General features: G+C 41.3%; 19 protein-coding genes and 2 tRNA genes. 3 read left to right on the plus strand and 18 right to left on the minus strand.

Annotated features, from left to right (window positions below):
* Positions 1-120: 120 nt before the first annotated feature.
* The 14 genes from pnp to rlmE all read right to left on the minus strand — a co-directional run bounded on the left by pnp (position 121) and on the right by rlmE (position 15,428).
* Positions 121-2,235, minus strand: a complete 2,115-nt coding sequence (gene pnp / locus VCASEI_RS09425; RefSeq protein ID WP_086962786.1) for a polyribonucleotide nucleotidyltransferase — start codon at positions 2,233-2,235, stop codon at positions 121-123.
* A 453-nt stretch (positions 2,236-2,688) separates the two neighbouring features.
* Positions 2,689-2,958, minus strand: a complete 270-nt coding sequence (rpsO, locus tag VCASEI_RS09430) for a 30S ribosomal protein S15 (RefSeq protein WP_086962788.1) — start codon at positions 2,956-2,958, stop codon at positions 2,689-2,691.
* Positions 2,959-3,110: 152 nt separating this feature from the next.
* Positions 3,111-4,064 carry a tRNA pseudouridine(55) synthase TruB gene (truB, locus tag VCASEI_RS09435; protein ID WP_086962790.1) on the minus strand — a complete coding sequence of 318 codons (954 nt, stop codon included), beginning with the start codon at positions 4,062-4,064 and terminating at the stop codon, positions 3,111-3,113.
* Positions 4,064-4,465, minus strand: coding sequence for a 30S ribosome-binding factor RbfA (gene rbfA, locus VCASEI_RS09440; RefSeq protein WP_086962792.1), 402 nt, complete (start codon positions 4,463-4,465; stop codon positions 4,064-4,066). The genes truB and rbfA overlap by 1 nt, the downstream gene beginning before the upstream one ends.
* Before the next feature lie 127 nt (positions 4,466-4,592).
* Positions 4,593-7,310: a translation initiation factor IF-2 gene (gene infB, locus VCASEI_RS09445; protein ID WP_089111096.1), complete on the minus strand. Its 2,718-nt coding sequence runs from the start codon at positions 7,308-7,310 to the stop codon at positions 4,593-4,595.
* A gap of 21 nt (positions 7,311-7,331) precedes the next feature.
* The gene (nusA, locus tag VCASEI_RS09450) at positions 7,332-8,819 is read right to left on the minus strand and encodes a transcription termination factor NusA (protein ID WP_086962795.1); all 1,488 of its coding nucleotides are present in this window, start codon (positions 8,817-8,819) and stop codon (positions 7,332-7,334) included.
* Between the two features lie 18 nt (positions 8,820-8,837).
* A complete protein-coding gene (gene rimP, locus VCASEI_RS09455; RefSeq protein WP_086962797.1) occupies positions 8,838-9,293 on the minus strand; it encodes a ribosome maturation factor RimP in 456 nt (151 codons plus the stop codon).
* A 316-nt stretch (positions 9,294-9,609) separates the two neighbouring features.
* A tRNA-Met gene (locus VCASEI_RS09460) sits at positions 9,610-9,686 on the minus strand.
* Between the two features lie 70 nt (positions 9,687-9,756).
* Positions 9,757-9,841, minus strand: a tRNA-Leu gene (locus tag VCASEI_RS09465).
* Positions 9,842-9,877: 36 nt separating this feature from the next.
* Positions 9,878-10,225, minus strand: coding sequence for a preprotein translocase subunit SecG (gene secG / locus VCASEI_RS09470; protein WP_086962799.1), 348 nt, complete (start codon positions 10,223-10,225; stop codon positions 9,878-9,880).
* 216 nt (positions 10,226-10,441) lie between these two features.
* Positions 10,442-11,779: a phosphoglucosamine mutase gene (gene glmM / locus VCASEI_RS09475; protein ID WP_086962801.1), complete on the minus strand. Its 1,338-nt coding sequence runs from the start codon at positions 11,777-11,779 to the stop codon at positions 10,442-10,444.
* Positions 11,780-11,855: 76 nt separating this feature from the next.
* Entirely contained in the window at positions 11,856-12,689 is an 834-nt protein-coding gene (gene folP / locus VCASEI_RS09480; RefSeq protein WP_086962803.1) for a dihydropteroate synthase, read from the minus strand.
* Positions 12,690-12,805: 116 nt separating this feature from the next.
* Complete coding sequence (gene ftsH, locus VCASEI_RS09485) at positions 12,806-14,746, minus strand: ATP-dependent zinc metalloprotease FtsH (RefSeq protein ID WP_086962805.1); 1,941 nt, start codon at positions 14,744-14,746, stop codon at positions 12,806-12,808.
* Positions 14,747-14,798: 52 nt separating this feature from the next.
* Positions 14,799-15,428, minus strand: coding sequence for a 23S rRNA (uridine(2552)-2'-O)-methyltransferase RlmE (rlmE, locus tag VCASEI_RS09490; RefSeq protein WP_086962806.1), 630 nt, complete (start codon positions 15,426-15,428; stop codon positions 14,799-14,801).
* A 151-nt stretch (positions 15,429-15,579) separates the two neighbouring features.
* On the opposite strand from rlmE, the gene yhbY reads away from it, so the two are divergent.
* On the plus strand, positions 15,580-15,876 hold the full coding sequence (gene yhbY, locus VCASEI_RS09495) for a ribosome assembly RNA-binding protein YhbY (protein ID WP_086962808.1): 297 nt from the start codon (positions 15,580-15,582) through the stop codon (positions 15,874-15,876).
* 105 nt (positions 15,877-15,981) lie between these two features.
* On the opposite strand, the gene greA is transcribed toward yhbY, so the two are convergent.
* Positions 15,982-16,455, minus strand: a complete 474-nt coding sequence (gene greA / locus VCASEI_RS09500; protein ID WP_086962810.1) for a transcription elongation factor GreA — start codon at positions 16,453-16,455, stop codon at positions 15,982-15,984.
* A 550-nt stretch (positions 16,456-17,005) separates the two neighbouring features.
* On the opposite strand from greA, the gene VCASEI_RS09505 reads away from it, so the two are divergent.
* Together VCASEI_RS09505 and dacB are read left to right on the plus strand one after the other, a co-directional pair.
* Positions 17,006-18,070 (plus strand): porin, encoded by a 1,065-nt coding sequence (locus VCASEI_RS09505; protein WP_089111095.1) that lies wholly within the window; start codon positions 17,006-17,008, stop codon positions 18,068-18,070.
* Positions 18,071-18,177: 107 nt separating this feature from the next.
* Positions 18,178-19,587 (plus strand): serine-type D-Ala-D-Ala carboxypeptidase, encoded by a 1,410-nt coding sequence (dacB, locus tag VCASEI_RS09510; protein WP_086962814.1) that lies wholly within the window; start codon positions 18,178-18,180, stop codon positions 19,585-19,587.
* A 146-nt stretch (positions 19,588-19,733) separates the two neighbouring features.
* Here the strand turns inward: dacB and carB are convergent, their stop codons facing one another.
* The 3 genes from carB to dapB all read right to left on the minus strand — a co-directional run bounded on the left by carB (position 19,734) and on the right by dapB (position 25,480).
* The gene (gene carB / locus VCASEI_RS09515; RefSeq protein WP_086962815.1) at positions 19,734-22,964 is read right to left on the minus strand and encodes a carbamoyl-phosphate synthase large subunit; all 3,231 of its coding nucleotides are present in this window, start codon (positions 22,962-22,964) and stop codon (positions 19,734-19,736) included.
* A gap of 13 nt (positions 22,965-22,977) precedes the next feature.
* On the minus strand, positions 22,978-24,117 hold the full coding sequence (gene carA, locus VCASEI_RS09520; RefSeq protein ID WP_086962817.1) for a glutamine-hydrolyzing carbamoyl-phosphate synthase small subunit: 1,140 nt from the start codon (positions 24,115-24,117) through the stop codon (positions 22,978-22,980).
* Between the two features lie 553 nt (positions 24,118-24,670).
* Entirely contained in the window at positions 24,671-25,480 is an 810-nt protein-coding gene (dapB, locus tag VCASEI_RS09525) for a 4-hydroxy-tetrahydrodipicolinate reductase (protein ID WP_086962818.1), read from the minus strand.
* Between the last annotated feature and the right edge of the window lie 76 nt (positions 25,481-25,556).

Consider the following 25,556-nt stretch of genomic DNA (forward strand, 5'->3'; position numbering starts at 1 on the left):
CAGATTATAGATACCAATACAAAGTATAAACTTAAAAATAGCCGAAATTAAAATACGAAAATATAGCCATAAAAAAAGAGGAGCCTAAGCCCCTCTTCTATTCATCGATACTAACGAAAATTACTCAGCAGTCGGTTCTGCTGGCGCTTCGGTTGTTTCAACGGCTTCTTTCATACTTAGACGAACACGGCCTTGACGGTCGATTTCAAGTACTTTCACTTGAACTTCTTGACCTTCAGTTAGGTAGTCAGCCACTTTCTCGATACGCTTATCAGCGATTTGAGAAATATGTACTAGACCATCTTTACCAGGAAGAATCGTTACGAATGCACCAAAATCAGCAAGACGAGCAACTTTACCTGAGTAAATGCGGCCCACTTCCACTTCTGCAGTGATTTCTTCGATACGACGAATCGCTTCTTTGGCAGCTTTGCCTTCAGTCGCAGCAATCTTGATTGTACCGTCGTCATCAATTTCAATCGTTGTGCCAGTCTCTTCAGTAAGCGCACGGATCACAGCGCCACCTTTACCGATCACGTCTTTGATTTTCTCAGAGCTGATCTTCATGGTGTAGATGCGTGGAGCAAATTCAGAAATCTCTTCACGAGCACCAGAAATCGCTTCATCCATTACAGAAAGGATGTGCTTACGAGCGCCCTGCGCTTGGTTAAGCGCAATTTGCATGATTTCTTTAGTGATACCTTCGATTTTGATATCCATTTGCAGCGCAGTGATACCTTCGTTAGTACCCGCTACTTTAAAGTCCATGTCACCAAGATGATCTTCGTCGCCTAGGATGTCAGAAAGAACAACGAAATCATCGCCTTCTTTCACAAGACCCATAGCGATACCCGCAACAGAAGCTTTAATTGGAACACCTGCATCCATAAGTGCAAGAGAAGTACCACAAACAGACGCCATTGAAGACGAACCATTTGATTCAGTAATTTCTGACACAATACGTACTGTGTATGGGAATTCTTCAACTGAAGGCATTACCGCAGCAATACCGCGTTTTGCTAATTTACCATGGCCAATTTCACGACGCTTAGGAGAACCAACAAAGCCTGTTTCACCTACACAGTATGGAGGGAAGTTGTAGTGTAGAAGGAAGTGGTCTTTCTTCTCACCTAGTAAGCTGTCTATGATTTGTGCATCACGTTGCGTGCCAAGCGTTGCAGTAACTAGCGCCTGAGTTTCACCACGAGTAAACAAAGAAGAACCGTGTGTACGAGGAAGAACACCAGTGCGAACATCTAGTGCACGAACCATGTCTTTTTCACGGCCATCGATACGTGGTTGGCCTGCAATAATGCGGCTACGTACGACATTTTTTTCCAAATCATGGAAAATTGCGTGAATTTCTTTTGGATTAAGCTCTTCGTTTTCAGCTAAAAGTGTTGCTTTAACTTCATCACCAATATGATGGATACGATCATAACGCGCCATTTTCTCAGTGATTTGGTAAGCTTCAATTAGCTGAGTTTCTGCTAATTCAGCAATTTTTGCTTTTAACTCTGTATTTTCAGCCGGTGCAGTCCAGTTCCAAGACGGAGTGGCAACTTCAGCAGCAAATTCGTTGATAGCAGTAATGACCGTTTGTTGTTGGTCGTGACCATAAACAACCGCTGCTAGCATTTCTTCTTCTGTTAGGTTGTCAGCTTCTGATTCAACCATTAGCACTGCACCTTCAGTACCCGCAACCACTAGGTCTAGTTTAGAAGATTCAAGTTCAGTTTGGCTTGGGTTAAGTACTAGCTCGCCGTTGATGTGACCAACACGCGCTGCACCGATTGGACCATTAAATGGCACACCAGAAATCGCTAATGCAGCAGAAGTTGCGATCATAGTGATCATATCAGGTTGAATGTCTGGGTTTACAGAAACCACAGTCGCAATCACTTGAACTTCGTTTTTAAATGCATCCGGGAAAAGTGGACGAATTGGACGGTCAATTAGACGGGCTGTTAATGTTTCGCCTTCAGATGGACGACCTTCACGCTTGAAGAAACCACCCGGAATTTTACCCGCGGCGTAAGTACGCTCTTGGTAGTTAACTGTTAGTGGGAAGAAGTCTTGACCTTCAACTGCTTCTTTTTTCGCAACAACAGATACGAATACAGAAGTGTCATCCATGCTTGCCATTACAGCAGCAGTTGCTTGGCGAGCCATTACGCCAGTTTCTAAAGTAACGGTATGGTTACCGTACTGGAATTTTTTTACGATTGCTTTCACGTAAAGATCCTTAAATTAATAATTTCAAAGTATATAAATACCCTGTATGACTACTTTACCAATCGCGACTAATAGCAGACTTTTCTTATGCGTAACTCACGAAGCGGTTCGAGGGAGGTACTGAAAAGGATGTTATTAGTCGCGACCTTCATGGTCGACATCGGTGACTGTAAAGTTAATCAACAGAGGTTTGTTTACATGTTAATAAATGGAGTATTCATTAACGAAAACAAACGAGACGTAGTATAAACCACTTAGAGGTAAATGTCTTATTTCGGCGGTAGATAATATCTATCAGCAATGAGATTGGCCAAATTACAAGTACAAAAAAAGGAGCCGAAGCCCCTTTTTTATCAAGTATCTGTCTATTTCTCTTCGCTTGTTGAAGTTCAAGCAAGCAGCAAATCAATAAAACAAATGCTTTCTAATCTTGGTATTAAACCAAACGACGAATTAACGACGTAGGCCAAGACGCTTGATTAGTGCGAAGTAACGATCTAGGTTTTTACCTTTTAGGTAATCTAGAAGTTTACGACGACGAGAAACCATACGTAGTAGACCGCGACGGCTGTGGTGATCGTGTTTGTGATCAGCGAAGTGACCTTGTAGGTGGTTGATAGAAGCAGTAAGTAGTGCTACTTGTACTTCTGGTGAACCTGTATCGCCTTCAGCTTGTGCGTATTCTGCAACGATTGCTGCTTTAGTTTCTGCATTCAGAGACATAATGCTCTCCTAATAAGAGTGAGTGTATAAATGTGTCAGCCAATCTCTGATTCAGCCAACACGCGAAGCGCGGATTATAAGGAAAGAAAACATCAAGAGCAAGCCATTTCAACCTAGCCTATTCTTTTATTTTTAACCCGTTATTGTTCCGCTCAGCTTTCCGCCTCTTGATGACGAAAAACAACTAAACGTTTAGGGGCTATGCGCCCATCATCGTCAATATGGGCAATACCGAGAAAGATTCGTTCTTTCCCCATCGTCATACGAACAATACCTTCTGTTGGTGCGCCCGCAATCTGCACCGGTTGACCATGTTGAACATGATCGGCCATCACTTCATTCATGTTTACTTCAGGCAAATCTTGCACAGCGGTATCCATCGGCAACAACAAAGGATCAAGCAATTCACGTGGCTCAATATTTTGCTCTTTTGCTTGTTCCATTAAGGCTTCAAGTTGCTCTAAAGTCACCATTCGGCTCGCAGGATAATGTGAAACACCAACACGACGAAGGTAAGTCACATGAGCGCCACAACCTAACATTTCACCGAGATCATCAGTGATAGTTCGGATGTAAGTGCCTTTTGAGCAATGTACTTCCATTTCAACTTCATTACCATCAAAGCGAATAAGCTCAATTTCAAACACGGTAATTTTTCTTGATTCGCGTGGTACTTCAATACCTTTACGCGCATATTCATACAAAGGCTTACCTTGGTATTTTAATGCTGAAAACATCGATGGAATTTGGTCAGTGGTACCACGAAATTTGGCAATACAACGTTCAAGTAAGCCTCTATCGACTTTAACTTCACGGGTCTGTACTACTTCACCATCAGAATCGGATGTATTAGTTCGCTCACCTAATTTAGCAACAACACGATAACGCTTATCTGAATCTAATAAAAATTGAGAAAACTTAGTTGCTTCGCCTAAACAAATTGGCAGCATACCTGTTGCTAAAGGATCAAGCGCACCGGTGTGTCCTGCCTTCTCTGCAAAGTAAAGTCTCTTCACCTTTTGCAGCGCATCATTGGAGCTAATACTTGTTGGCTTATCCAGCAACAAAACGCCATCAATAGGACGACCACGACGTCTACGTGCCATTACTCTTCTCCTTCGTCCTCACGACCGGCATCTTTTTTACGCTGGTTATCTTTGCTCACAACTTCACTGACTAAGTTAGACATTCTCATGCCTTCCGTTAATGTATTATCGTAAGTAAAGCGGACTTCTGGCGTTAAACGTAAACGAATACGCTTACCTAGCGTCATACGAACGGCAACTTCGTGCTCTTTCAATGCTTCAAGGCTAGACTCTGGCGTTTGCTCACCGACACATAGGAAGGTCACAAATACTTTAGCGTAAGCTAGGTCACGTGACACTTCTACATCGGAAATGGTCACCATGCCGATACGTGAATCACGTACATCACGCTGAAGGATTGACGCTAATTCTTTTTGTAATTGTTGTGCAACACGTTGTGCACGGCTAAATTCTTTTGACATATCTTTTCTCACATCTGTTCACTCAAATTTTGAGTGTTTCTACAGAAAGAATGGGGAGCACATAATGCTCCCCATGGTGTATTAAACAACCTTTCGTCATATACCTTTGAAAGGTAACGAAACTTGATTAATCAAGAGTACGCTTGATCTCAACGATTTCGAATACTTCGATTTGGTCACCAGCGCGAACATCATTATAGTTCTTAACGCCGATACCACATTCGTAACCGTTACGTACTTCTTGAACATCATCTTTAAAGCGACGTAGAGATTCTAGCTCACCTTCGTAAATAACGATGTTGTCGCGAAGAACGCGGATTGGGTTGCTACGCTTGATAACACCTTCAGTCACCATACAACCAGCGATTGCGCCAAGTTTAGGTGATTTGAACACGTCACGAACTTCAGCAAGACCAATGATCTCTTGCTTGAATTCAGGAGCAAGCATACCGCCCATCGCTAATTTCACTTCGTCAATCAATTGGTAAATGATTGAGTAGTAACGCAGATCTAAACTTTCATTTTCAACAGTACGGCGAGCAGATGCATCAGCACGAACGTTGAAGCCAAGCAAGATAGCGTTAGAAGCTGCTGCAAGTACGGCGTCAGTTTCAGTAATACCACCAACACCAGAACCTACGATGTTCACTTTTACTTCATCAGTAGAAAGTTTACGTAGAGAATCGGCAATCGCTTCAACAGAACCTTGAACGTCTGCTTTAAGCACAACGTTAAGTTCAGCAACTTCACCTGCTTCCATGTTAGAGAACATGTTTTCAAGTTTCGATTTTTGTTGGCGAGCAAGTTTCACATCACGGAATTTACCTTGACGATAGTTTGCTACTTCACGCGCTTTACGCTCATCACGTACCACTGTGGCTTCATCACCAGACGCTGGAACACCTGATAGACCAAGGATCTCAACAGGGATAGATGGGCCAGCAGATTCGATGTCTTTACCATTCTCATCGCGCATTGCACGAACGCGGCCATATTCTTGACCACAAAGAACGATATCACCTTTACGCAATGTACCCGCTTGAACCAATACAGTCGCCACAGGACCACGGCCTTTATCAAGACGTGATTCAACGACAACGCCAGATGCCATGCCATCAGTAACCGCAGTAAGCTCTAGAACTTCTGATTGAAGTAGAATTGCTTCTAGTAGACCATCAATGTTGGTACCCACTTTCGCTGAAATGTGAACGAACATGTTTTCGCCGCCCCATTCTTCAGGAATAACATCGTATTGAGCTAGCTCATTTTTAACGTTATCAGGGTTTGCGCCTTCTTTATCGATTTTGTTTACTGCAATAATCAAAGGAACGCCTGCCGCTTTTGCGTGCTGGATTGCTTCAATTGTTTGTGGCATCACGCCATCGTCAGCTGCAACAACAAGTACAACGATATCTGTCGCTTGAGCACCACGAGCACGCATTGAAGTAAATGCGGCGTGTCCTGGAGTATCCAAGAAGGTAATCATACCGTTTTCAGTTTCAACGTGGTATGCACCGATATGCTGAGTAATACCACCCGCTTCGCCAGAAGCAACACGGCTGCGACGAATGTAATCAAGCGTCGATGTTTTACCGTGGTCAACGTGACCCATTATAGTAACAACAGGAGCACGAGAAACCGCTTCAGTTGTGTCATCACGATCAGATAGGATAGCTTCTTCTAATTCATTTTCTTTACGAAGAATAACTTTGTGACCCATTTCTTCGGCAACTAATGCTGCTGTTTCTTGGTCAATCACTTGGTTAATAGTCGCCATTGCGCCCATCTTCATCATAGTTTTAATGACTTCAGTACCTTTAACTGACATTTTATTTGCCAATTCAGAGACCACAATCGTTTCACCTATAACAACATCAGATTTAGCAACGGTAGCCGACTTATCGAAACCATGTTGCATCGATGTTGGTTTAGCAAGCTTACCTTTACGGTTGTTGCGACCACCACGAGCATTGCGCCCATTACCAGCCGATCGTTCTTCTTCTTTTTTCGCTGGTTTCTTCTTCTTACGACGACTAGCTTCACTGCGACGGTCTGCCTCATCTTCAGCAGCTCGAGCATGGACATTTGTCGTAACATGGTAATCAGAGTTTTCAGATTCTTTCTTCTTCTTCTCTTCTTCCGACCAGCGAACTTCGTTTTCTTCTGCTAATTTACGTGCTTCTTCAACCAATTTTTGAGCTTCTTGTTCTGCTTTACGTTGAGCTTCTTCTTCCTGACGACGTTTCAGTGACTCTGCTTCTTTTTTAGCGGCGTCATGTTGCGCTTTTTCTTCAGGAGAACGTTTAGCGGCAACTTTAGCTTCTTCAGCTTTAGCTTTATCCGCTATTTCACGTTTAGCTTTTTCTTCAGCCTCACGTTTTGCTTTTGCTTCTGCATCAGCTTTTGCTTTTGCTTCTGCATCAGCTTTTGCTTTTGCTTCTGCATCAGCTTTTGCTTTTTCTTCTGCTGCACGAACTGCGATTTCTTCCGCTTCACGAGCGGCTTGCTCTTCAGCTTCTCGCTTCGCTTCATCTTCAGCAGAAGAACGCTTCACATAAGTGCGTTTCTTACGAACTTCAACTTGTACTTCTTTACTTTTACCACCGCCAGCAGCAACACTTAATGTACTTTTGGTTTTACGTTGTAAAGTCAAACGAGTTGGTTCGGAATCGCCAGATGTGCTGCCATGTTCTTTTTTAAGATGCGTAAGAAGCTGCTGCTTTTCTGCATCTGTAACATTGTCTGTACTGGTCTTTTTCATACCAGCATCAGCAAGTTGTTCTACCAAGCGTTCAACTGGGGTCCCAATTTCGTCACTTAGTGCTTTCACTGTCAGTTCTGTCATACTGCTTTCTCCTTGCTGAAATTATTCTTCGTCGCCAAACCAGCAAATATTACGTGCGGCCATAATTAATTCGCCTGCACGTTCTTCTGTTAAGCCTTCAATGCCTTCTAGATCATCAATGCCTTGGTCAGCTAAATCTTCTAAAGTTACTACGCCTTTAGCCGCAAGTTTGAACGCTAATTCACGCTCTAAACCTTCTAAAGCCAATAGGTCTTCAGCTGGTTCTAAACCATCAAGTGATTCTTCTTGAACAAGGGCTAATGTGGTCAGTGCATTTTTCGCACGAGCACGCAGCTCTTCAACCAACTCTTCTTCAAGTCCATCAATTTCAAGTAATTCATTCACAGGTACATATGCGATTTCTTCTAATGTAGAGAAACCTTCTTCCACAAGCATTTCAGCAAAATCTTGTTCGATATCAAGATGCTTCATGAAGTTTTCGATAGCAGCTACCGATTCTTCCTGATGCTTATTCTTAAGGTCTGCCACTGTCATTACATTCAATTCCCAGCCAGTAAGCTGAGAAGCTAAACGAACATTTTGACCACTACGACCAATTGCTTGAGCTAAATTATCCGCTTCAACAGCAATATCCATTGAATGCGTATCTTCATCAACAATGATTGAAGCAACATCCGCAGGTGCCATCGCATTGATAACAAACTGTGCTGGATTATCATCCCAAAGCACGATATCAATACGCTCACCGCCAAGCTCACCAGAAACGGCTTGAACACGGGCACCACGCATACCAACACACGCACCAACAGGGTCAATACGACGGTCGTTGGTTTTTACTGCAATCTTAGCGCGAGAACCAGGATCGCGAGCCGCTGCTTTCAATTCAATCAGTTCCTCACCAATTTCTGGCACTTCAATACGGAAAAGTTCAATCAGCATTTCAGGCTTAGAACGCGTTAAGAATAATTGAAAACCACGCGCTTCTGGTTTAACTGCGTATAAAAGACCACGAATACGGTCACCTGGACGTAAATTTTCACGAGGAAGCTGATCTTCACGTAAAATAACAGATTCTGCGTTATTGCCAAGATCAACAATAACTGCATCACGTGTTGCTTTTTTCACTACACCTGTAACCAACTCACCTTCATTATCGATAAATTGCTCTACAATTTGTGCGCGCTCAGCTTCACGTACTTTTTGCACGATAACTTGTTTAGCCGTTTGAGTAGTAATACGGTCAAATGTAACTGACTCCATATCATCTTCAATATAGCCTCCAAGCTCGATAGTTTCATCATCGTATTGAGCAGCTTCAATTGAAATTTCTTTCGTTGGAAATTCAACTTCTTCTACAACCAACCAACGACGGAAAGTGTCGAAATCACCGGTTTTACGGTCAATCTCAACACGCACTTCAATCTCGTGTGGGCTTTTCTTTTTTGTTGCCGTAGCTAAAGCAGTTTCTAATGCTTCAAAAATACGCTCACGGGGAACCGCTTTTTCATTCGAAACAGCTTCAACAACCGCTAAAATTTCTTTATTCATGTTTATGCCTCTTCAGACTTAAAATTTTGGTATCAAGTTAGCTTTAGAAATATTACTTAAAGCAAATTGTTCTTCTTGGCCATCGACATCTAAAGTCACAATTTCACCATCAATAGCCGAAATAATGCCTTTCCATTTACGACGGTTATTCATCGCCATTTTTAAAACCAAATTAACATCATGTCCAATAAACTGTTGGTAATGAGCCGCTTTGAATAATGGGCGCTCCAAACCAGGAGAAGAAACCTCTAAGTTGTAAGCCACAGTAATTGGATCTTCGACATCCATTACAGCACTCACTTGGCGACTAACTTCGGCACAGTCATCAACATTAATGCCATTTTCATGGTCAATAAAAACACGTAAAGTTGAGTGTTCACCAGCTCGGATAAACTCCAAGCCAACCAATTCATACCCAGAAGCAGCGACTGGCGCCTCTAGAAGTTCGGTTAATTGTTTTTCTAAACCCGTCATTAAATTCTCCGGAAATGAAACCTCCCAAAATTCACTAATGTCACCGTAAATATATTGAGATAAAGCTTAAAGCCGATCGTCCAGAAACAAAAAAAGGGCATAAAGCCCAATTCAAATACCATGCATTCTACAAATAAACCTTAAATTGCCACATTAATAGCGAATCTAAGTATGCAGATAATAAAAAACCCCGAATTTCGGGGTTTTTTATTGCTGGACCCTGATATTGTTAAACTAAAGCTTAGCTTAGCTTAACTGTGTTTAAAGTCAGACTTTAAACACTAAAACTTGTAAAAGTAGATCTTATTTAAAAGATTGGTTGCGGGGGCCGGATTTGAACCGACGACCTTCGGGTTATGAGCCCGACGAGCTACCAAACTGCTCCACCCCGCGTCCGATTTACTTTCTAATTCTGAGGCGTATTATACTCGCTAGATTAGACATTACAAGCTTTACACAACAATGGTGCCGAGAGGGGGACTTGAACCCCCACACCATAAGGCACTAGCACCTCATGCTAGCGTGTCTACCAATTTCACCATCTCGGCAATATTATTTACTTACGTCTTAAAATAAAAAAACAATTACTGAGGAATTTCATCATTACTCTTAGGAGCAGGAATTTCATCAGTTAAAACTTCATTTTTTAAATCAGTCTTTTGCTCAACATTTACATTTGGAATTGCAAATTTTGATTCATGCTTAGCAGTTGAAAGATTACCTAACACTAAACTAATAATAAAAAATATAGTTGCAAAAATTGCAGTCGATCGAGTTAAAAAATTACCTGATCCACCAGAGCCAAATACAGTATTTGATGCTCCAGCCCCGAAAGAGGCTCCCATATCTGCGCCTTTACCTTGCTGAATTAATACTAGGCCAATTACACCAAGCGCAGCCAGAAGATAAATCACAAGTAGAACTGTTAACATTTTTCCACCTATGTATGAATTTTTTGAGTTGATAGGTTGAAACAACCAACGACAACGCACCTCCCTAATGAGGCGCAGTGATACTAACTAAAGCGAAACAGACTGACAAGAGAAAGTTATCAAAAAAATGTAACTTGCAGCCTGAACGATTAAAAAAAACACAAAAAAGGTTAGGTCAGTATCTTATTTGTAAATACTGACCACTAATTTTTCTTTTTAGCAGCTCTCTTTAACCTTATCAGCGATGGCATTTGCCGAAGATTCAACTAACTGAGCGTCTTCGCCTTCTACCATGACTCGAATTAATGGTTCGGTACCTGACTTACGCAGAAGAACCCGCCCCTTATTTCCAAGTAATTTTTCCACTTCAGATACAGAATCTAGAACCATTTGATTTTGTAGCGGGTCGGTATCCCCTGCAAAACGGACATTGATCAATACCTGAGGATAAAGCGTCATGCCTGATGCTAAAGCGTTTAGTGATAATTTACTCCCAACAACCGAAGCAAGCACTTGTAGAGCAGCAACAATAGCATCACCCGTTGTTACTTTATCCAGTAAAATGACGTGGCCGGAGTTTTCAGCACCAATCTTCCAATTATTTTCAAGTAATTGCTCCATAACATAGCGATCACCCACTTTTGAACGGACAAATGGAATACCAAGCTGCTTTAGCCCATTTTCCATTCCTAGGTTCGTCATAAGCGTACCAACAACCCCACCTTTCAACTCACCTCGGCGTAGTGCATCACGAGCAATAATATAAGCAATTTGATCACCGTCGACTTTATTCCCTAGCTCATCGACCATGATAATTCGATCGCCATCACCATCAAAAGCTAGGCCAAGATCAGCTTTCTCTTCCAATACCTTTGCTTGTAAAGCACGTACATCAGTAGCCCCCACTTCATCATTAATATTAAGCCCATTTGGCTCACACCCCATGGTAATGATTTCAGCACCAAGTTCAGTAAAGACATTCGGGGCAATATGGTAGGTTGCACCATGTGCACAATCGACGATAATTTTTAAATTTTTAAGGCTTAATTCATTAGGAAAGGTACTTTTGCAAAATTCAATATAACGGCCAGCGGCATCAACCATTCTTTTTGCTTTACCCAATAGTGCAGATTCAACACACTCAATATCTTTTTCAAGCTCTGCTTCAATCGCCAGCTCGATTGAATCCGGTAATTTTGTTCCTTCTGAAGAAAAAAACTTAATTCCATTATCATAATATGGGTTATGCGATGCCGAGATTACGATCCCAGCTTCCGCACGAAAGGTTTGTGTAAGGTAAGCAACAGCAGGTGTTGGCATTGGGCCAGTAAATATAGCCTTTAAGCCAGCGGCAGCTAATCCCGCTTCCAGTGCTGACTCAAGCATATAGCCGGAAATACGTGTGTCTTTTCCTATAATAACTTGCTTAGTGCCTTGCTGAGCCAGAACACGCCCAGCGGCCCAACCAAGCTTTAACATAAAATCAGGTGTTATTGGGAACTGACCAACTTTTCCACGAACCCCATCAGTACCAAAATATTTTCTTGTTGACATAACTTGTCCTTTTCAGCAAATAAGATAGCTTTACTCGACATCTGCAATATGAAAGCAAATCGTTAAAGCATCAAAATTAATTTATATTGGAGTTAATCATATTCAGCACACGCATAGCATCTTGAGTCTCAGCGACATCATGAACTCGAATAATTTGAGCACCTTTTTGTGCCGCAATTGTCGCACACACAACACTGCCGACTACACTCTCCGCCGGTGTTTTTTCCAGTAACTTAGAAATCATCGATTTACGAGACATTCCAGCAAGAATAGGTAAACCATATTGATGGAATTTTTCTAAATTCGCTAGCAGATGATAATTATGCTCTAAACTTTTACCAAAGCCAAAACCTGGATCTAAAATAATGTTTTTCTTATCAATTCCAGATTTTTCACAAACGTTAATCCGTTCCTCTAGAAAATCACACACATCCTGTAATACGTCATCATAAACAGGGCTTTGTTGCATTGTCCTAGGTTGACCTTGCATGTGCATTATGCACACAGGTAGATTTGACGACACTGCAACATCAAGCGCTCCCGGTTCACGTAATGCACGTATATCATTAATGATATCGATACCATTAATGATCCCTTCTTGCATAACAGCTGCTTTACTTGTATCAAGAGAAATCCACACATCAAAGTGCTTCTTAATTGCACGAACGAGAGGAATAACTCTTTCTACCTCATCATTAACAGAAACATCTTGAGCTCCAGGTCGGGTTGACTCCCCCCCCACATCAATAATTGTCGCTCCAGATAAAATCATTGACTCAACTTTTCCCATTGCTTTATCTAAATGATTGAACTTGCCACCATCAGAAAATGAATCTGGTGTCATATTCAATATACCCATAATTTGGGGGGTTCGGAGGTCAAGAACTTTTCCATTTGCACTCAATAACATATTGAATCATCTCATTGATAAGGTGGTATTAATTGGGATTATTTGTCGAATAAAACTTTTTACCCTGAATAGAAAAAGCCCTGACATTATCAGGGCTTAATATGAATTATGGCAGATTAAGATTCTTTATTTTTATCATCGCCTTCTTCTAAATCTTGGTCTTTGCTTGGAGTAGAAGAGTCAGACTTCACTTCCTCTTTGCTTTCAGATTGATCCGCTTTATCTTTTGCATCATCAATCCATCCTTGTGGTGCGCGGATGGTTTCACTGCGATTCATTAAGTCGTCAATCTGCCCAGCATCAATGGTTTCATATTTCATCAATGCATCTTTCATTGCATGCATAATATCCATATTATCTTCTAGAATTTGTTTTGCTCTTACGTAATTTCTATCAATGATAATACGAATTTCTTGATCAATTAAGCGAGCGGTATCGTCGGACATATGTTTCGCCTTTGACATACCACGCCCCATAAAGACTTCACCTTCTTCCTCAGCGTACAAAAGTGGGCCAAGTTTGTCAGAAAAACCCCATTGAGTTACCATCTTACGAGCGATATCAGTGGCACGTTCAATATCATTTGAAGCTCCTGTTGATACCTTATCCTCGCCATAAATGAGTTCTTCAGCCAAACGTCCACCGTATAAACTTGAGATCATCGACTCTAGATGCTGACGATTCATACTGACGCGATCTTGCTCAGGCAAATACATAGTGACACCCAATGCACGACCACGAGGAATAATGGATACCTTGTAAACAGGATCATGTTCTGGAACTAACCGACCAACAATCGCATGGCCAGCTTCGTGATAAGCAGTTGATGCTTTAGTGTCTTCCGTCAATACCATCGAACGGCGCTCTGCACCCATCATGATTTTGTCTTTTGCTAATTCAAATTCAACCATGGATACATTACGTTTGTTACCGCGAGCGGCAAACAATGCAGCTTCATTCACTAAGTTAGCAAGATCAGCACCTGAGAAACCAGGTGTACCACGTGCAATCAGAGATGGTTCAACATTTTCAGCTAGAGGCACCTTACGCATATGAACTTTTAGTATTTGCTCGCGACCACGTACATCAGGTAAGCCAACAACAACTTGGCGGTCAAAACGACCAGGACGAAGTAGCGCTGGATCTAATACATCCGGACGGTTAGTTGCAGCAATCACAATAATACCTTCATTGCCTTCAAAACCATCCATCTCAACCAACATTTGGTTCAGTGTTTGTTCACGTTCATCATGCCCACCGCCAACACCTGCGCCACGTTGGCGACCTACGGCATCAATTTCATCGATAAAAATGATACAAGGCGATGCTTTTTTCGCTTGTTCGAACATATCACGAACACGAGAGGCACCAACCCCCACAAACATTTCGACGAAATCAGAGCCTGAGATACTAAAGAATGGTACTTTCGCTTCACCAGCAATGGCTTTTGCTAATAAGGTTTTACCCGTACCTGGAGGACCAACAAGTAAAACACCTGTTGGAATTTTACCTCCCAACTTTTGGAATCGACTTGGATCGCGTAAGTAGTCCACTAATTCTTTAACGTCTTCCTTAGCTTCATCACAACCGGCCACATCGGCAAAGGTTGTTTTGATTTGGTCTTCACCCATCATTCGAGCTTTGCTTTTACCAAATGACATAGCGCCTTTACCACCGCCGCCGCCTTGCATTTGACGCATGAAGAAAATCCAAACCCCGATAAGTAGAATCATAGGGAACCAAGAAATGAAAATAGTGCTCAGCAAACTTTGCTGCTCAGGCGGTGTGCCTGTCACTTTTACATTTTGATTAATCAGATCGTCGAGAAGCTTACTATCGTAAACCGGCATATAAGTTACATTGCGAGAGTTATCAGTTCGAACAAAGGTAATTTCCCTATCTTTGAACTTTGCTTCGCGAACTTGGCCTTGACCAACGTCTTTTACAAAGGATGTATAATCAATCGCTTTTCCGTTACTGTCCCCAGGCCCAAAGCTCTGGAAAACTGACATCAAAACTACGGCGATTACTAGCCACAAAATTAAATTTTTTGCCATGTCACTCAAGGTGTCAGCCTCTCGATCACTATTAATAATTAAAAGTAGATTACTACAGTTTATAACCTGTAGCTACGATATAAACCTCGCGTGAACGGGCACGCGAAGAATCTGGTTTGCGAATTTTAACGGTTTTGAACATATCACGTACATCTTTAACGTACTGATCAAAACCTTCTCCTTGAAACACTTTAACTACAAAACTACCATCTTGGGCTAGAACTTGTCGACACATATCCAATGCCAGTTCAACTAAGTACATACCTCTAGGTTGGTCTACAGCAAGGTTTCCACTCATATTTGGAGCCATATCAGACATCACAACATCTACCATATCAGGTTGAATGCGTTCTAGTAAGGCTTCTAAAACCGTTTCTTCGCGGAAATCACCTTGAAGAAAGCTAACACCTACAATTGAATCCATAGATAAAATGTCACAAGCTATTACTTGTCCATTATCTCCAACAATTCCAGCTGCATATTGAGACCATCCACCAGGAGCTGCGCCTAAGTCAACGACAGTCATCCCAGATTTTAATAACTTGTCTTTTTCTTGTATTTCTTCAATTTTAAAAATAGCCCTAGAGCGATAACCTTTTTTTTGAGCTTCCGCTACATACTTGTCGTCAAAGTGCTCTTGTAACCAACGACCAGAGCTGGCCGAATGTTTTTTCTTACTCATTGAATACCTAATGATTGGGTTAACACTTCTGCTATTAACCACAAATGCAGAAATTCTAACAGAAACTATTTACGGAAATTATAGTCTTCCAGAATAGATGGCGTTAAAATAGATGTTTTCAACCCTTATACTATAAAAAAATGGCCGCATAATGAACCTAAGCACCAAACAAAAGCAGCACTTAAAAGGACTAGCCCACAGTTTAAAACCTGTCGTGCTAATGGGCGCAAATGGATTGACTGAAGCTGTTCTTGCGGAAATTGAGCTTGCTCTTGACCACCACGAACTGATCAAGGTAAAAGTTGCCTCTGAAGACCGCGAAACCAAGATACTGATTATAGACGCGATTGTTCGTGAAACTAAAGCAGAAAAAGTACAAACTATCGGTAAGGTACTAGTTTTATACCGTCAAAGCGAGCAACGTAAAATCGAAATACCTCGTAAATAGTTAGCTTTAAAGCACTTACCAGCTACAAATTGACTTAAAAAGAAACAAAAAGGCCGCTAATTGCGGCCTTTTTTGATTCTACTTTAATTATAAAAACTTATATAATTAAATATATTCAACCTTGGTGATTTCAAAATCTTTCTCACCACCAGGTGTCGCGATAACCACTTCATCGCCTTCAAACTTCCCAATAAGACCACGGGCAATGGGAGAGCTAACCGAAATTTTTCCCGATTTAATGTTTGCTTCATCATCACCAACGATTTGATATTTAACTTCTTTATCTGTATCTACATCTAGAAGTGTTACCGTTGTCCCAAAAATAATTTTGCCTGTATTGTCCATTTTAGAAACATCAATAACCTGGGCAACAGATAACTTATACTCGATATCTCTGATTTGAGCTTCGCAAATACCTTGCTCTTCGCGTGCTGCATGATACTCAGCATTTTCCTTTAAGTCACCAAGCTCACGAGCTTCCGCTATCGCTTGAGAAATTAGCGGGCGTCGCTTCAATAATACTTCTAATTCAGTTCGTAGTTCTTGCTCACCACGAATTGTCATTGGAACTTTATCCATTTTAAACCTCACTCCAACCCTACTCAATAAGAGCGGACTTTGGACAATAAAGACCCACTCAACAAAAGCTGAGTGGGTTACGTTAGAATAACTTGTGGCAACAGTGTAAATAAAGTTATCGGCTCAGTCACTCTAAAAGTTAGATATCTATCACACTTTACTGAAATTATTAGTTTTTTTGAGATGCATATCAATAACTAATCAACCACTAAAACACAATATCACAAATAAAAAACATAAAAAATTCAAAAAACCAAAGGAATTAAATACACACAAGAACAAATCATAAAAACTTGAATTTAAACAAAATAATAATAATCACCCACAAAAAAAAATGATTAGACATAACGTTTTTAGATATTTTTATATCATTTGACTATTGAAACAGGGAACTTTTAGCGTACAACGTTGAAGAGACGAACTATATGCAAGCTTATGTATTTTGGCTAAATTATAGTGAGTGTTATGCAAGCTTATGCATAATCACATAAGAGAGTTGTTAAATCGCTCCTTCATTTAATGGAAAGCAAATTCAGTTAGGATTATTACCATGAACAAAAAATTACTTGCTCTTGCAGTGGCCGCTGCTTCAGTTTCAACTGCAGCATCAGCAGCAACAATTTATCAAGACGACACTTCAACCCTAAACATGGGCGGTCGTGTAGAAGTTCGCGCAAACTTTTCTGATGCCAATAAATCTGTTGATGCTAATAATGGCGTTCGTGATGGCAAAGATGACAATATCTATGAAGACAAATCACGTGTACGCTTTAACTTAGGTGGCGAACAAAAACTAAACAATGATATCTCTTTCATCGGTTTCGCTGAATGGGAAATCACCGAAAACAGCGACCCAGAAGGTTATGATGCACAAATTAACACTCGTTACATGTATGGTGGCGTACAATCTCAAAAATTTGGTGGTTTAACTTACGGTCACCAAGATAACGCCTTCACGTACCTAACTAACTTCACCGATAATGCTGAAGTATTCAGTGGTTACATCAACGAAAATAACGTTGCAACTGCTGACCGTGCTAATAACGTATTACGTTATGCTTTCAGCACTGAAAGACTGACTATCCAAGCCAGTGCACAAGCTGATTCAGATTCAGATGGTAGCACATTAACTCAAAATGCAGATGGCTTTGGTGTTATCGGTGCATACAAACTAACTGACACATTAGAAGTTGGTTTAGGTTATGCCCAAACTGATGCTAACAATGCGGGTGACGATCGTATCAGCACTGGTGATAACAACACTTACACAGTAGCAGCTCGTTATACTAGCAATGGTGTTTTATTAGCAGCAACATATGAGGGCGGTAAAGTTGCTCGCTCTTCGACTGACGAATCAGATTTCGATGCTGCTGATGCTTACCTAGGTTATACATTTGATGACAACAACGTAAACATGACGTACAACTACTTCAATGCTGACAAAACCTCTTTCAATGAATACAATGTTAACAACATTGCACTTGAGTACGCTCGTTACTTCGGTAATGCAACCGTATACGGTGCATACGCATTCAACCTTCTTTCAGATGGCGATGCAGCGACTAACAACCAAACTGAAGATCAATTCCAAGTTGGTTTCCGTTACGCATTCTAATCTAACTGTTACCGGTTAAATTAGCGTAAATCTTTAAAACGCCTACTTATTTAAGTGGGCGTTTTTGTTTATACTGCCAGCCTAATTTCTTTTCATGGATGGTACTTATGCGCTTGCCGCTTATTGTTACGAGCCTTCTTATTTCGGTTATCTCCCCTCTTTCTTCGAGCTTCGCCGCTCCAATAAAGCCGCATTTTCCAAACAGTGAAATTTTACCACCAAGTACAAGAGTTGGCTTAATTGCCAAATCCCCCAGCTCAACTTTACTTTACCAAAACAAGGATATGCTGTTCCCACCAGCCAGCACACTAAAATTAGTCACCGCTCTTGCTGCTAAACTAGAGTTAGGCGACACATTCCGTTATACCACTCAACTAGAAAAAGAGGATAACAATCTCATATTACGTTTTAGTGGCGATCCAAGCTTAACCACAAAAGACCTTGAAAAATTATTCGACCAAGCTGAAATCAAACAAATTAAGGGTGATTTGATTATTGATCAGACTGCTTTTACTGGTTACGAAAAAGGCGTGGGCTGGCCGTGGGATATCTTAGGTGTTTGTTATAGCACACCTTCTAGCGCCATCAGTGTAGACGGCAACTGTGTAATGGCTTCAATTTATACCAACGCAAATGGCACTACTCGCGTCTTCACGCCTCCTCACCAGCCTGTTGTCGTCAGTACTAATGCTAAAGCCGTCACTCGCCAGCAGCAAAAAGATCGCTATTGCGATTTAGATTTATCAGCCACACAAACGAATCACTACCAACTTTCGGGCTGTTTAGTGAAACAAGATAACCCACTACCACTTAATTTTGCAGTACAAAACCCTTTTTTATATTCTTCCGCAATTTTGCATAACACGCTTGAAAAAAAAGGCATTAAACTGGCTGGAACAATCAAGCTAGCACCACAGCCCTCTACATTTGGTAAGCCTGTCGCATTTCATCATTCAGAACCGCTACCTGTACTACTCGAACATATGCTGAAAGATTCTGATAACTTATATGCGAATAACTTGTCGAAAACATTAGGTGCTCATTATTTTAAACAAGCAGGATCATTTAAAAATGGCACTGAGGCAATTAAACAAATCTTAAAGAAAAAAGCAAAGATAAACCTTGAAGACTCTATTTTAGAGGATGGATCGGGGCTATCTCGTAACAATCGAATGACACCACAACAAATGTATTCCATTTTAAAATACATTAAAGCTCAAGATCATAAATTGAACCTAATTATTTTAATGCCAAAATCAGGTGAGAATGGCACCTTAAAATATCGTTCGAGTATGACTAAAGCGCCAGTTAAAGGACAAGTCATAGCCAAAAGCGGTTCTTTGTTTGCCACTCATAATATGGCGGGTTTTGTTCTTGATGAACTAGGGGCTCCATCAACCATATTTGTCCAATACATCACGGATTACCATCCACAAAAAAACACCAATTTAATTTCACCATTGACTCGATTTGAACAAGAGCTTTATCAAAATTTAATAAAATCCACCAAGGAATAAGCTAGAATAAAAGGGCATATAGCAATAGTGAACACTTACATCAGAAAGTCGTTCAATATTAGACCATTATTTTAAACCGCTTTTTTTATGATAATAAAAAGCCGACATCAAGTGATTGATGTCGGCTTTATTTGTTTTAATTTATTTTACATTAATGATGCTTTTACTTGCTCATGAAGTTCTTGAACAGACGTAACTGTTTTACGATTATCTTCTGAATGAGCCATACAAGTGGCAAATGCTGCATTAAGCGTCGTTGTATAATTCACTTTTTCTTGAAGCGCACCACGACGCAGCACTTTTGAATCTTCAATAGCTTGACGTCCAGCGGCAGTATTAACTATGTAGGTGTATTCATTATTCTTGATACGGTCAAGAATATGAGGACGACCTTCATGTACTTTATTCACCAAGCGAGGGTTAATACCCGCTTCGCCTAAGACAACAGCCGTACCGTGAGTTGCATCCAACTGGTAGCCTAGTTTGATTAACTGCTTGGCAACTTCAACCACACGCTTTTTATCTTCTTCACGAACAGATAAAAGTGCACGCCCCCCTTCTGGATAAATATTACCAATGCCTAGTTCTGCTTTAGCAAACGCTTGAGCAAAGGTTTTACCGACACCCATCACTTCACCAGTTGAGCGCATTTCTGGACCCAATAAAGGATCGACACCTAAGAACTTGTTAAAAGGCAATACAACCTCTTTAACTGAATAATATGGTGGAATGATTTCTTTAGTGAAACCTTGCGATGCCAGTGATTGACCCGCCATAACGCGAGCTGCAATCTTAGCTAATGGTGCACCAGTTGCTTTTGAAACAAATGGAACTGTACGAGCAGCACGCGGGTTAACTTCAATTAGATATACTTGGCCATCTTTAACTGCAAACTGAGTATTCATCAATCCACGAACGCCTAGTTCAAACGCCAGCTTTTCAACTTGCTCACGCATGACGTCTTGGATTTCTTGGCTTAATGTATAAGCTGGCAATGAACATGCTGAGTCACCTGAGTGAACACCGGCTTGCTCAATGTGTTCCATGATGCCACCAATAACAACTTGTTCACCATCGCAAATCGCATCGACGTCGACTTCAACCGCATCATCTAAGAATAAATCCAGAAGTACTGGCGATTCATTCGATACGCTCACTGCTTCATTGAAGTAGCGACGTAAATCTTGCTCGTCATATACGATTTCCATCGCGCGACCACCAAGTACATACGACGGACGAACCACTAGCGGATAACCAATTTCACGTGATTTCTCAATCGCTTGTTCCATTGTTGTTACGGTAGCATTTTCAGGCTGTAACAGCCCTAAGCGGTCTACCGCTGTTTGGAAACGCTCACGGTCTTCAGCACGGTCAATTGCATCTGGGCTAGTACCAATAATTGGCACACCAGCCGCTTCTAATGCACGAGCTAGTTTCAGAGGCGTTTGACCACCGTACTGAACGATCACGCCTTTTGGCTTCTCAATGCGTACAATTTCAAGCACATCTTCCAGAGTTACTGGTTCGAAGTATAAGCGGTCTGACGTATCATAATCGGTAGAAACGGTTTCAGGGTTACAGTTCACCATGATGGTTTCATATCCGTCTTCACGTAACGCAAGCGATGCATGAACACAGCAATAATCGAACTCAATACCTTGACCGATACGGTTTGGACCACCGCCCAATACCATGATTTTATCGCGGTCAGTTGGATTTGCTTCACATTCTTCATCGTATGATGAGTACATGTACGCGGTATCTGACGAGAACTCAGCTGCGCAAGTATCCACACGCTTATAAACCGGGTGGATATTGTATTGCTCGCGAGCACGACGAATTTCGCTTTCGGCTACACCAAGTAGTTTCGCTAAACGCGCATCACCGAAGCCTTTGCGCTTCATTTTACGTAATACTTCTTCGTTTAGACCCGCGTAACCGCCAGCTTTAACTTCTTCTTCCAGTTTCACTAGCTCTTCGATTTGAACTAGGAACCAACGGTCAACATTAGTTAGATTGAATACACCATCCACTGACATGCCAGCACGGAATGCATCAGCGATGTACCAAATACGGTCACAACCCGCTTCTTTCAATTCTTGGCGGATCTTAGTCAATGCATCTGGTGCATCTAAATCGACCATTTCATCAAAACCATCACGACCAACTTCTAGGCCACGTAATGCTTTTTGTAGTGATTCTTGTTGGTTACGGCCAATTGCCATTACTTCACCAACCGACTTCATTTGAGTGGTTAGACGGTCATTGGCACCGGCAAATTTCTCAAAGTTAAAACGAGGAATCTTAGTCACAACGTAGTCGATGGTTGGTTCAAATGATGCTGGAGTTGCACCACCAGTGATGTCATTCATTAACTCATCAAGCGTATAACCAATCGCCAGTTTTGCTGCGATTTTAGCAATTGGGAAACCTGTTGCTTTAGAAGCAAGTGCAGATGAGCGAGATACACGTGGGTTCATTTCGATGATAACCATACGGCCATCTTTCGGGTTGATACCAAACTGTACGTTTGAACCACCTGTTTCAACACCAATTTCACGTAAAACCGCTAAAGAAGCGTTACGCATTAATTGGTATTCTTTATCAGTTAAAGTTTGAGCGGGAGCAACGGTAATTGAATCACCAGTGTGAATACCCATCGCATCAAAGTTTTCAATCGCACATACGATGATACAGTTATCCGCTTTATCGCGAACCACTTCCATCTCGTACTCTTTCCAACCGATCAATGATTCATCAATAAGCAACTCGTGAGTTGGCGAAAGGTCAAAACCACGATGACAGATCTCTTCAAATTCTTCTTTGTTATACGCGATACCACCACCGCTACCACCCATAGTAAATGAAGGGCGGATGATGCAAGGGAAGCCAACCATATCGAGAACTTTATAAGCTTCTTCCATCGTTTTGGCCGTGTCCGCACGTGGACACTCAAGACCAATAGACTTCATCGCTTTATCGAAACGAGAACGGTCTTCTGCTTTATCAATTGCATCCGCGGTTGCACCAATCATTTCCACGCCGAACTCTTCAAGTACGCCATGTTTTTCAAGATCCAACGCGCAATTCAATGCAGTTTGTCCACCCATAGTTGGTAATACTGCATCAGGGCGTTCTTTTGCGATAATATTACGAACGACTTCCCAATGAATCGGCTCGATGTAAGTTGCATCAGCCATTTCTGGGTCGGTCATGATGGTCGCTGGATTCGAGTTCACAAGAATAACGCGATACCCTTCTTCACGCAGGGCTTTACAAGCTTGTGCGCCAGAGTAGTCAAATTCACAGGCCTGACCAATAACAATTGGACCAGCCCCTAAAATCAGAACACTTTTTATGTCATTACGTTTTGGCATTCTCTGACTCCGATTACGCTTTATGAGTTTTGATTAATTCGATGAAATGGTCAAACAGTGGCGCTGCATCATGTGGACCAGGGCTTGCTTCTGGATGCCCTTGGAAACTGAAAGCCGGCTTGTCTGTGCGATGAATCCCTTGCAAAGAACCATCGAACAGTGACTTATGTGTGGCGCGTAACGTTTCAGGTAATGTCGCTTCATCTGCTGCAAAACCGTGGTTTTGAGAGGTAATCATTACAACATTACGCTCTAAATCTTTAACCGGATGGTTGGCACCGTGGTGACCAAACTTCATTTTGATGGTTTTCGCCCCAGAAGCAAGCGCAAGAATTTGGTGCCCTAAACAAATGCCGAACACTGGAAGATTCTTATCTAAGAATGTCTTAGTAGCTTCAATAGCATAGGTGCATGGTTCTGGATCCCCTGGGCCATTTGATAAGAACACACCGTCAGGATTTAACGCTAATACTTCTTCTGCTGAAGTTTCAGCGGGTACCACCGTTAAGTGACAGCCACGGTCAACCAACATACGTAAGATATTACGCTTCGCACCAAAGTCATAAGCAACAACGTGAAAAGGTAATTCAACGTCAGATTTTGCTTCTGGTAACCCACCAGTTAGTGTCCAAGAACCTTGCTTCCAAGAATACGCTTCTTTAGTTGAAACCACTTTTGCTAAATCCATGCCTTTAAGACCTGGAAATTCTTTTGCTTTAGCAAGTGCAAGAGCTTCATCTAAATTATCACCAGCCACAATACAACCGTTTTGAGCGCCTGTTTCACGCAAAATACGGGTAAGTTTACGTGTATCAATATCGGCTATACCAACAATATTTTGAGATTTAAGGTATTCAGAAAGTGTTTGTTCACTGCGGAAGTTTGAAGCGATAAGAGGAAGATCACGGATAACTAAGCCTTGAGCGTGAATTGCTGAAGATTCTTCATCTTCTGAGTTAGTTCCGGTATTGCCAATATGGGGATAAGTAAGAGTAACGATTTGCTGAGAATAAGAAGGATCAGTGAGGATTTCTTGGTACCCCGTCATCGAGGTATTGAAAACAACTTCTCCTACGGCTGAACCATCTGCTCCAATGGATTGACCGTGGAACACTGTCCCATCTTCTAGGACTAACAGTGCGGAATTACTCAAGATAACCTCCAGAATAAATATGCATAAAAATTGTATAAGCTTTCGCTTTCATCTTACCAAATGACCATAAATATGGATTTTAGATAAATTGGCGCTATTCTAGAGATGCATGAGATATGTGTCAACAAACACTGAAAAAGAAATTGCACATTTACCCTCACTTATTCATTATTTTCACCAAAAGGATAAAAACATACATTAAACATCCCTTTTTCACTCTATTTATTGAAAGTATTTCTTTTTAATTTTAATCTGGTCTTCTTTTAACCACAAAAAAACAAACTCATCTAAAAAGCGAAAAATAACGCTACATAACCTAAACTTTCAGGCATCAAAAACAAAAAAGCAAAAAAAACCAATGTTTATACAAGACTACTCAATAACGCAATCGATCACTAAAACATATAGATAAAAAAAACCGCAGAAATTTATTACTGCGGTTTTGATTATTTTTTACGTTATAAACAAATTAGGTATAACCAAAAGTGAATATTAGTGCGTTTTTATTAATAGATAAACATACCTAACTGAACGTTTGCCTCACGCTTAAGTATTACAGCTCATTGAGCCCTAGTACATCTTGCATAGTATAAAAACCATCTGATTGACCATTTAACCAAACCGCAGCCTTAATCGCGCCATTAGCAAACGTCATACGATCGGTAGCTTTATGAGTAATTTCGATCCGCTCTCCAATATCAGCAAACATCGCGGTATGTTCACCAATAATGTCACCAGCACGGATAGTGGCAAAGCCAATTTCATCTTTTGTTCGTTCACCCGTAATACCTTCTCGGGCATACACGGCAACATCACTCAACTGATTGCCCATAGCTCCTGCGATGGCTTCCCCCATACCCAAAGCAGTACCTGAAGGTGCATCCACTTTATGCCGATGGTGAGCCTCAATAACTTCGATGTCACAATAATCCCCCATGACTGCGGCCGCTTTTTCCAACAACTTAAACATAAGGTTAACCCCTACGCTATAATTAGGTGCCATGACAATCGCAATCTCTTTTGCCGCGTCATCAATACGGAGCTTTTCTTCTTCAGAAAACCCCGTCGTACCAATAACTATTTTTTTGCCATGCTGTTTACATAATTCAATATTCGTAAGCGTGCTTACTGGTGCAGTAAAATCAACAATGACATCAAACTCAGCAATAACCGTCGACAAATCATCGACCAATGCCACATCAAACTTACCTTCACCGCAAAGTTCACCAATATCAACCCCAACGAGTGATGACTCTGGTCTTTCTGAACCAGCACCAACTTGAGCATTAGAATGTAAATGAGTAGCCTTTACTAAATTACGGCCCATTCGACCAGCTGCGCCTGCTATCGCAATACGAACCATTGCGTCTATCTCCTTTGATTAACGATGCTGGCAATGTAGCGTGTTTAGGTTGGGAATTAAAGTGGAAAAATAAACG

The organism is Vibrio casei (assembly GCF_002218025.2).
Taxonomy (GTDB): domain Bacteria; phylum Pseudomonadota; class Gammaproteobacteria; order Enterobacterales; family Vibrionaceae; genus Vibrio; species Vibrio casei.

Bases quoted from the DNA above. Each gene is read 5' to 3' on its own strand.
- rpsO (WP_086962788.1), bottom strand. From the start codon at position 2,958: ATGTCTCTGAATGCAGAAACTAAAGCAGCAATCGTTGCAGAATACGCA.
- truB (WP_086962790.1), bottom strand. From the start codon at position 4,064: ATGGCACGTAGACGTCGTGGTCGTCCTATTGATGGCGTTTTGTTGCTG.
- rbfA (WP_086962792.1), bottom strand. From the start codon at position 4,465: ATGTCAAAAGAATTTAGCCGTGCACAACGTGTTGCACAACAATTACAA.
- infB (WP_089111096.1), bottom strand. From the start codon at position 7,310: ATGACAGAACTGACAGTGAAAGCACTAAGTGACGAAATTGGGACCCCA.
- nusA (WP_086962795.1), bottom strand. From the start codon at position 8,819: ATGAATAAAGAAATTTTAGCGGTTGTTGAAGCTGTTTCGAATGAAAAA.
- rimP (WP_086962797.1), bottom strand. From the start codon at position 9,293: ATGACGGGTTTAGAAAAACAATTAACCGAACTTCTAGAGGCGCCAGTC.
- secG (WP_086962799.1), bottom strand. From the start codon at position 10,225: ATGTTAACAGTTCTACTTGTGATTTATCTTCTGGCTGCGCTTGGTGTA.
- glmM (WP_086962801.1), bottom strand. From the start codon at position 11,779: ATGTCAACAAGAAAATATTTTGGTACTGATGGGGTTCGTGGAAAAGTT.
- folP (WP_086962803.1), bottom strand. From the start codon at position 12,689: ATGTTATTGAGTGCAAATGGAAAAGTTCTTGACCTCCGAACCCCCCAA.
- ftsH (WP_086962805.1), bottom strand. From the start codon at position 14,746: ATGGCAAAAAATTTAATTTTGTGGCTAGTAATCGCCGTAGTTTTGATG.
- rlmE (WP_086962806.1), bottom strand. From the start codon at position 15,428: ATGAGTAAGAAAAAACATTCGGCCAGCTCTGGTCGTTGGTTACAAGAG.
- yhbY (WP_086962808.1), top strand. From the start codon at position 15,580: ATGAACCTAAGCACCAAACAAAAGCAGCACTTAAAAGGACTAGCCCAC.
- greA (WP_086962810.1), bottom strand. From the start codon at position 16,455: ATGGATAAAGTTCCAATGACAATTCGTGGTGAGCAAGAACTACGAACT.
- VCASEI_RS09505 (WP_089111095.1), top strand. From the start codon at position 17,006: ATGAACAAAAAATTACTTGCTCTTGCAGTGGCCGCTGCTTCAGTTTCA.
- dacB (WP_086962814.1), top strand. From the start codon at position 18,178: ATGCGCTTGCCGCTTATTGTTACGAGCCTTCTTATTTCGGTTATCTCC.
- carB (WP_086962815.1), bottom strand. From the start codon at position 22,964: ATGCCAAAACGTAATGACATAAAAAGTGTTCTGATTTTAGGGGCTGGT.
- dapB (WP_086962818.1), bottom strand. From the start codon at position 25,480: ATGGTTCGTATTGCGATAGCAGGCGCAGCTGGTCGAATGGGCCGTAAT.